The 7,917-nt window shown below is 40.9% G+C and carries 5 protein-coding genes and 3 pseudogenes; 3 read left to right on the top strand and 5 right to left on the bottom strand.

The window, feature by feature from the left end; genetic code table 11:
• Nucleotides 1–422: IS630 family transposase (locus tag QZ488_RS20450; protein WP_293752228.1), on the top strand; the 422-nt coding region annotated here is incomplete at its 5' end.
• 17 nt (nt 423–439) lie between these two features.
• On the opposite strand, the pseudogene QZ488_RS20445 reads toward QZ488_RS20450, so the two are convergent.
• A pseudogene (locus QZ488_RS20445) lies at nt 440–724 on the bottom strand (transposase); the annotation flags it as partial.
• Nucleotides 725–825: 101 nt separating this feature from the next.
• On the opposite strand from QZ488_RS20445, the pseudogene QZ488_RS20440 reads away from it, so the two are divergent.
• A pseudogene (locus QZ488_RS20440) lies at nt 826–1,005 on the top strand (transposase domain-containing protein); the annotation flags it as partial.
• A 183-nt stretch (nt 1,006–1,188) separates the two neighbouring features.
• On the opposite strand, the gene QZ488_RS20435 reads toward QZ488_RS20440, so the two are convergent.
• The 4 genes and pseudogenes from QZ488_RS20435 to QZ488_RS20420 all read right to left on the bottom strand — a co-directional run bounded on the left by QZ488_RS20435 (nt 1,189) and on the right by QZ488_RS20420 (nt 5,831).
• Nucleotides 1,189–1,920, bottom strand: a complete 732-nt coding sequence (locus QZ488_RS20435) for a DUF6090 family protein (RefSeq protein WP_293752226.1) — start codon at nt 1,918–1,920, stop codon at nt 1,189–1,191.
• Nucleotides 1,921–2,511: 591 nt separating this feature from the next.
• Nucleotides 2,512–3,855: a sodium-dependent transporter gene (locus QZ488_RS20430; protein ID WP_293752224.1), complete on the bottom strand. Its 1,344-nt coding sequence runs from the start codon at nt 3,853–3,855 to the stop codon at nt 2,512–2,514.
• Between the two features lie 230 nt (nt 3,856–4,085).
• Nucleotides 4,086–5,036, bottom strand: a pseudogene (locus QZ488_RS20425) (IS1595 family transposase).
• A 150-nt stretch (nt 5,037–5,186) separates the two neighbouring features.
• Entirely contained in the window at nt 5,187–5,831 is a 645-nt protein-coding gene (locus QZ488_RS20420) for a glutathione S-transferase (protein ID WP_293752222.1), read from the bottom strand.
• A gap of 142 nt (nt 5,832–5,973) precedes the next feature.
• Here QZ488_RS20420 and QZ488_RS20415 point away from each other — a divergent pair.
• Nucleotides 5,974–7,917, top strand: a 1,944-nt coding sequence (locus QZ488_RS20415) for a peptidase U32 family protein (protein ID WP_293752220.1), incomplete at its 3' end; no start/stop codon positions are given.

The raw sequence follows: 7,917 nt of genomic DNA, 5'->3' as shown, positions 1-7,917 counted from the left end.
AACAATTTGAATATGCTTACCTTTTTGGTGCAGTCTGTCCGAGTACTGGACGAACGGAGGCAATTTTGGCGCCTTGGGTAAATAAAGACATTATGCGTCAGCATCTGGAATTGATCTCAGCAGCTACCGGATCAGGACGCCATGCGGTGGTGATAATGGATGGAGCGGGTTGGCATACACAAGATATTGTTAAGGATATACCCAATGTGAGCATCATGAAACTTCCCCCCTATTCACCTGAGCTTAACCCAATCGAGCAGGTGTGGAGTTGGCTCCGCCAACATCATTTAGCAAATCGATGTTTTGAGTCGTATGACGATATCCTAGACGCCTTTACAACAGCATGGAATGACTTTGTTAACGACCTAAAACGGGTCACCAAAATGTGCAGTAGAGACTGGCTGGAGGTGAGCAACACTTAGGATGGAATGGTATTACACCACCGGGTGAGCACCTCTTCTTGTGTCCAACTTTCTGCTTGGTGTTTATCCACATACAAAACTACATGAGTGTGATTACTCATCACCGCATAAGCAGCAATATCGATAGAAAATACTGACGCTAAGAACAACAATCTTTCTTCCACCCAACCACGCCTATGTTCATAGTTTTGGCCTGTGAGCTTATCTTCTCCACACAAAAATGAACGGCGAACACAGCGGGAAACACAATGATAATAAGCCGTATCGATTAAACTGATTTGAGATTGACGTGACTGAGGCATGACTCACCATCCTTGGTTATTTGAATATCTTAAAGTTTAGAAAAAACTGTTTTTTCGCTAACTTTAAAGTTGGGTGTCTAATTTATTTTAGTGATAGGTCGAAAAACTGATTATTCTCAAACACGGCTAACGGCGCAAACGCCAGTGCCACACTTTATAGTATTATCGAAACTGCTAAATCCAATGGCTTAGTGCCATTCGATTACCTCAACCATCTGCTAAATGAAATCCCAAGCCTGAAACCAGATGACACTATCGACCACCTGTTGCAATGGAATTGAGCTAAACGCTAGGTGAGATCACCGGAGGCTTACCTTTCTTCTCTTCTTGTCATAAAAGCACCCATCCGCCTAAAGACAGTGTGGCGGGTAAAATGATGCGAGTCGGTTTGGATAGCAAATTTAGAGCGGAAATACTGTTTGGTCAAAAACCAACCAAAGTATAATCCTGCCCTGGGACCATTGTTATATACCGGTACTTTTGTCAATTTCAGCTAATAACACTTTAAGTTGTTCGTTAGTAACTTTAGCCCATCGCATAGCAAGATGATGACCCCATAATGCATTTTGAAATGCATAATCAAATTCCTTAGATTGTTGTAGTTTATTTAAATCAAACTTCATCGGCAAATCATCAAATTCAATATCGTCCCTAGGAGAACTCATTATTGCAAATGATCGGTACTGATTAAAAACAGGCTCAGTTAAATTCATTCTCCTTAGTATCCTGTTATATACACTATCAATACGTCCATGATGTTTTTGAAAATTTACTACCGCATTACGAACCTCAGTATTCCGAATCAAACCACTGCTGTCTGAAGAAAGAGCTAGTTTAAGAGAGCCTACTTTGATGTTGGGAATTGTTAAAAATGTTATAAATCTCAAACCATTCAATTGACTATCGGTTAAATCAACTTCATCACCGAGTTGTTTATAATTAGTCAAAAAATCCTTACCATCCACAAAACGTTCAACTTGAAAATCATATCTAGATTGAGTTAATTCAATTGCAAGCTTGATATCATCTTTTAACAACTCCACAAATACCGCAGACTCCTTATCCAGCAAGCGCTCATTATTCCAATTGGCAATTTGAATACCGATACACACACCTGCAATTACTATGACAAAATCAAGAAATACGGCAGTCCAGTTCTGTGTTCGAACGTGCTCCATCACACGACGTAACAACATAATATTTCCCCACTTAATTAGCTGTCCCTTTAAAAAATCATATCTTATAGCCGCTACCTTTCAAAATGGAAAATAGAAGATCCCCATAAACCTACACTAGACTAAAACGGTTTGGTGAGAGCATCTACACTCAAAAACAAGGTTTTTCTGAGTGTCGGTAAAATAAAACTTCATTTTTCCTAACATCAAAGATTATGATGCCTCATATTTTCCATATTGACATCTATTTTATATTCTTAAAAGGGTGAAAGTCGGCAATTTTTCGTCTATTTATCAACTGTTTTTACGTAACTCTGAATTCAAGAAAAGCGCCTTCCGCTGTTGTGCAAATCGGCTTTCCTGCCCTGTCGGCAAGGTTTGTTTAGTCTTATTTCGTAAGGCGGGTGCTATTGTCACGGGATGCCGACTGTTTGGTGGAGGGCCACCCCGCACAAACACACCATGAAACCTGGTGAGGTTTAACTTCATTCATGGTTTTGGTCTTTAGTGATGTTTGGCGATTGATCTGATCACCAAGTACCGTGAATGTACCAAATTATTTACCTGCTTGTTTCGTGGGGATAGGTCAGACACTGCCCCCTTATTTAACTTTTACAGAGAATGAAAGAAAACCAAGGAGATCCCAACGGGACAAACGAATTTAATATACCAAGGCCACACTTTCCAAAATAGGCTGTTTTCAACTTCATCATTGCCTTTACGAAGTTCTTCTAATACTTCGTGACGATGCCAAATCCAACCAACAAACAAACAAGATAGCATGGCTACAATTGCATTCCCATATTGGGAGGATACGGTAACAATTAATTCCAACATCCATCCAATATTAATCACAATAATAGTACTCGCGCTTAATATAATCACTGCGATTAGCATACTCGCTTTTTTGCGTCCTATTCCATGACGCTCAACCACGAAGGCCACAAGTGCTTCTACTATGGCAATGGAAGAGGTTAACGCAGCGATAGACATAAGCACAAAGAAAATAAGGCCAAGAAACAAACCGGTAGTGCCCATACCATTGAATAAGTTTGGTATTACGCTGAAAACTAAACTTGGCCCTGAAACCAATCCGCCATCGCCTGTAAATATGGTAATCCCCTGTGCTTGGGCAACATACATTGCCGGAATAATAAGTAGGCCCGCCAGAAAGGCTATTCCAACATCAATTAAGGTAACTTGCGTACCTAAAATAATCAGATTCTCTTTTTTAGATATATATGATCCATAAATGACATTAAGACCACCGCCTATCGATAGAGAGAAAAAAGCCTGTCCTAAAGCACTGATTATTAGGTTAGGTTCGAACACACGAGAAAAGTCAGGCGATAAATAAGCTTCTATACCTTTACTAGCACCTTCTAAGGTTAAAACGTAACTAATAAGCACTATTAGCAAGATAATGAGCGAGGGCATTAGTTTTTTTGACCATTTTTCAATGCCTTCTACGCCTTTTTGTATGATAAAGAACGTTAAAAACATAAACACCGTACTAAATAAAATGCTGCGTAGCGAAGAGTCAGACACTATCCAATGCGCAATATCGGTAAGTCCCACCATACGCGCTACCGGTTCTGCCGCATATGACATCATCCACCCAGCAATAATTACATAGAAACTAAGTACCAGCGCCGCAACCAGAAAACCACCAAAGCCAATAACAAACGCAAAACGTTTATGTAATTGATTACGAGCCATTTTTTCTAATGAACTTGCTAAGTTGGCTTGTCCATATCGACCAATTAATAACTCAGCCATAAACACAGGAAAAGCGAGAAAAAAGGTAAGGACCAAATACATTATAACGAAAGCGGCACCACCATTATTGGCGACTTGCGTGGGGAAACCCCAAATATTGGCTAAACCAACTGCGGCGCCGGCGGCGGCCATTATAATACCAAATCGTGAGCGAAACTGGCCTCTTGAATTACCCATAAGTTTATTTCTACCACAATTTTTGTGCATTCAGGGTGCAGTGTTAGTAGATTCATGTCAAATTATTAATCACATGGCTATGTTCCCGTTATTTGTTGTTAAGCTTTGAACAGATTGTTTTTATTAGGATTTTTATTTGTATCTAAAAATCGAGACCAACCTAAGTAACTTTCTAAATGGCTATGTTTTTGTTAACTGTTGCAATGCTGTATATATCGGCGCTGTTTGGGTTAATTGTTGTTAATTCCCATAGCCAGTTTCATCCAATTGCATGTTGAAACCTCTGATGTTTCAAATAACCTCCTCAAGCCAAGGTTATGGGCGAGATAATCTGTTCCAACCCCATTAAACCGTATAATCCATGTTTTTAGCCTCGAGATATAATTGTTCACGTTTTGAATATGGAGCTCTTTACCTATCACCCGCTGTTTATCTAATGTAATCAATCTTCGGTGAGCGATATTTTCTTGCTTAGCAAACGTTTTGTACCAACTTGCGCCGTCTGTGCAAAGTACAGCGTCACCATCAACTATTGGTTTGAGACGTCCTTGGATCTACTCTTTACTTAACTCGTCTAATACAAAATCGCATACCTGCCCATTTCGATCTCTCACAATTAACACGGATATTTTATCTTCCATCTTTGACTTTTTTCCTTCTCCTCCGCGCTTTTGAGGCTTTCTGTGCTCAATGGTACGTTTACCCTTAAATGACTCAAGAAAGAAGGTTTCATCTGCCTCAACGATCCCGAAACGTTCTTAGTTTGTATCTCGGTTGGCGTTTTTAGAAAGCGATGTCGCCATCTGAATGCGGTAGTCAGATCAATATTCACTCTCTGTGCTGCTTTTCTCAGAGGCAAGCTATCGAACATACACTGGAGATAATCGAACCATTTATCTTTTTGGCGAAGGCCAGATAAAGCCGTGCCTGTAAGCGCATTAAACGTCTTACCACACGCGGTATTTTTACATTTATAACGTTGAAGACCTACTGATTTACCCCACTTTTTAATTAGTGGGCTAGTACAATGGCGGCAACATGTGATGTCTGACGAGCTATCAATGAAGGATGTAGCCTGAGATTCAATAAGTTGTGATAACAAACTGAGAAAATGTTTTTTTCTGGGAATGATGCAATTCGGTGAGTTGCGCTTCTAACGCTCTAATATCTGCTTTGTTCATGGATGTTAGCCTTGTTAATGAACTTTCTACACAGTAGTTCACACAGTGCTTTTATTCAATAATTCAATAGCAACATGTAAGCCCAACAGCGCCGAAAAAAGTCATGGATGACGGTAAGCGTTAGCGCATTAAAAAAGAGCGCGCAGCCCCCTACACCCCATCACCAACCCAAAAATCAAACTTAGCCATCACCCGAGTAAACATCCCACTCTGCAAATAAAAATTCAACCATTCCCTCACCCGCGGATAAGGCGCCTGCAAATACCACTGCCGCTCAACCTTAGCAAACTGCCGAATAAACGGCATCAAAGCAATATCTGCTAAGCTCTCTTGGGCAGACATTAAAAAAGCACTGTCGTTTAAGCGATTTTCAAGCCCTTGAATAAACACCTCGCTGGCCTGCCTGCATTCGGTCACGTTATCTTCCCGGTAGCGTGAAGCCGCCTTATAAGCGTTCAAACAGGTTTTAAATTCATCATCAAATAATCTGATCAAATCCAACATCTTAGGTAACGCGTTTTGGTCAAACCCGTGCAACAAATCATCAGGATCGTTTTTTGTTAGCGCCCACAACATCACATCGAGACTTTCGTCAATCACAGTGGGGGGATTTGGTGCGTTATCTTTGACTAAAATAGGTACGGTGCCTTTGGCTGAAGCGGCAAGCATGGCAGCGGGTTTTTGCTTGAGATTAACCTCTCGCAAATCAATCTGCAGCTGGGCTTTGTGTATGCCTATCCTCGCTCGCATCGCATAGGGGCAATTTCTTAATGAATAGAGTATGGGCAATGACATATTAGGTATTATTCGCTATTTCTACGGCTTATTTAGGCACTTTGTAATGAATACATAGAATAATCTACTCTAGCGATATTCATTAGGGAAATATACGGGTAAAATCCGCGCTTCAAAAATCAACCGGCCATTACATACCTACATGAAGCAAAAAATTGAACTATTAGCCCCAGGCGGTGATGTCGATGCCATTAAAGCGGCCATAATTGCCGGTGCTGATGCGGTGTATTGCGGTTTAGATACCTTTAATGCCCGTAATCGTGCGTCTAATATTTCGTTTGATGAACTTGTGGGGGTGATCAGACTTGCTCACCAGTATGAATGCCAGATTTTCCTGACCTTAAACATTGTCATTTTAGAACGGGAATTTACCACTCTCGCGAAGTTATTAAGTAAGTTGGTTAATACCACCCTTGATGGCGTAATAGTGCAAGACATTGGTATGTTTAACTTGATTAAGAAACACTTCCCCACTTTAGATATTCATGCTTCCACCCAGATGACTACCCACAATGCGGGGCAAATTGGCTTTCTTAAAAAGCTGGGGGCTTCACGAGTCAATTTCTCTAGAGAATTAAACTTACGAGAAATTACCGCACTTAATGCGGTGTGTGTTGAGCATGATGTGTTATCAGAAGTATTTGTGCATGGTTCGCTGTGTGTGGCGTTTTCTGGTTTGTGTTATTCCACCTCGGCCAGTGTGGGCAATTCAGGTAACCGTGGGCGTTGTAGTCAGGCTTGTCGTGAAGAATACGAAACCACAGAGTCTGGGCATAACTTCCCGTTGAATATAAAAGACAACTCTGCCTTTTTTGATTTACCGGCATTGATAGAAGCTGGTGTACATTCATTCAAAATTGAAGGCCGCATTAAAGGTGCCAGTTATGTGCACACTGTGGTGGATAGTTTTAGAAAACAGATAGACGGTTTTATGAAAACAGGTGAGTTGCTTGAAGACGGCGAACGCTTGTATAAAGTGTTTAACCGGGACTTTTCGAACGCCTTTTTACGGGGTGATTTAAACCAGTCTATGTTTATAGACAACCCACGTGACAACACTAAGAATCATGCCTTAGCTAAAAACGCAGGTAGCGAAAACGCTGATAGCAATTTGATTTCTGTGGTGCAAATACAAGAGGTTGAACAGTCTTTGTACCAAGAAAAAAATGAGATGAATGATCTGGTTAAAAACAAAATCCAGTATCTAAGCATCGATAAATTGCCTTTAACCCTGAGCTTTTCAGGTGAAGCTGGTAGTCCACTGACGCTGACAGTGAATACAAATAAGCCCTCTAAAGAGCAAACATCTGTCAATTTGCCAAGTGTTGAACGAAAGAATTTTGTGCTTCAGTCCACTAGTTTGTTAACCCAAAGCGAACACAATGGCATAGACCAAGCAACCTTAGAGAAACGTTTCAGAACCTTAGCCACGGCTGAATATGCCCTTGAACAAGTGGATATGCTTAACTTGGCTGCTGGTCTGAGTATTCCCTTTAAAGAGCTGACCTTACTCAAAAATGAAGCCGCCCGTTTACTGAATGATGCAAAGCCTGTATTGCCTGCTGTTGAATTACCGCCGCTGACAAGGCATGCCAAAGATAGCCAAAACCAAAAGGCGGAACTGTCGATATTGATCAGTGACGAGTCGGATGCCTATTTGGCCGATACCACCACCGCTGACATTTATTTTAAATTACCCGACGCCTATAAACGTGATTGCACTAAATACATTACGTTTTTAAGCGCTAATCCTAGGTTAATCCCTTGGTTTCCTGCGGTATTAATTGGTAAAGATTATGATGTGGCGATTGCTATTTTAGAACAAGTATTGCCGCCACTTATTGTCACCAACAATACCGGCATCGCCTACAGGGCCAATCAATTAGGCATTAAATGGATAGCTGGCCCATTTTTAAATACCACTAACTCTTATGCGTTAATGGCGATGCAAGAAGAGTTTGATTGCAGCGGTGCGTTTATTTCTAACGAACTGAATAGACAACAAATGCAAAACATTGCGCGCCCTGCGAACTTTAAATTGTTCTACAGCATCTATCATCCGATTTTGTTAATGACCAGCCGCCAG

This window comes from uncultured Paraglaciecola sp. (assembly GCF_913020055.1).
In the GTDB taxonomy this organism is placed as follows: domain Bacteria; phylum Pseudomonadota; class Gammaproteobacteria; order Enterobacterales; family Alteromonadaceae; genus Paraglaciecola.
Note: the sequence above shows the minus strand (reverse complement) of the source record. Positions and strands in the feature narration are given on the sequence as shown.

What these genes read in the sequence shown, in the direction of transcription:
- QZ488_RS20435 (WP_293752226.1), bottom strand. Translation starts at nt 1,920, where the DNA reads ATGTTGTTACGTCGTGTGATGGAGCACGTTCGAACACAGAACTGGACT.
- QZ488_RS20430 (WP_293752224.1), bottom strand. Translation starts at nt 3,855, where the DNA reads ATGGGTAATTCAAGAGGCCAGTTTCGCTCACGATTTGGTATTATAATG.
- QZ488_RS20420 (WP_293752222.1), bottom strand. Translation starts at nt 5,831, where the DNA reads ATGTCATTGCCCATACTCTATTCATTAAGAAATTGCCCCTATGCGATG.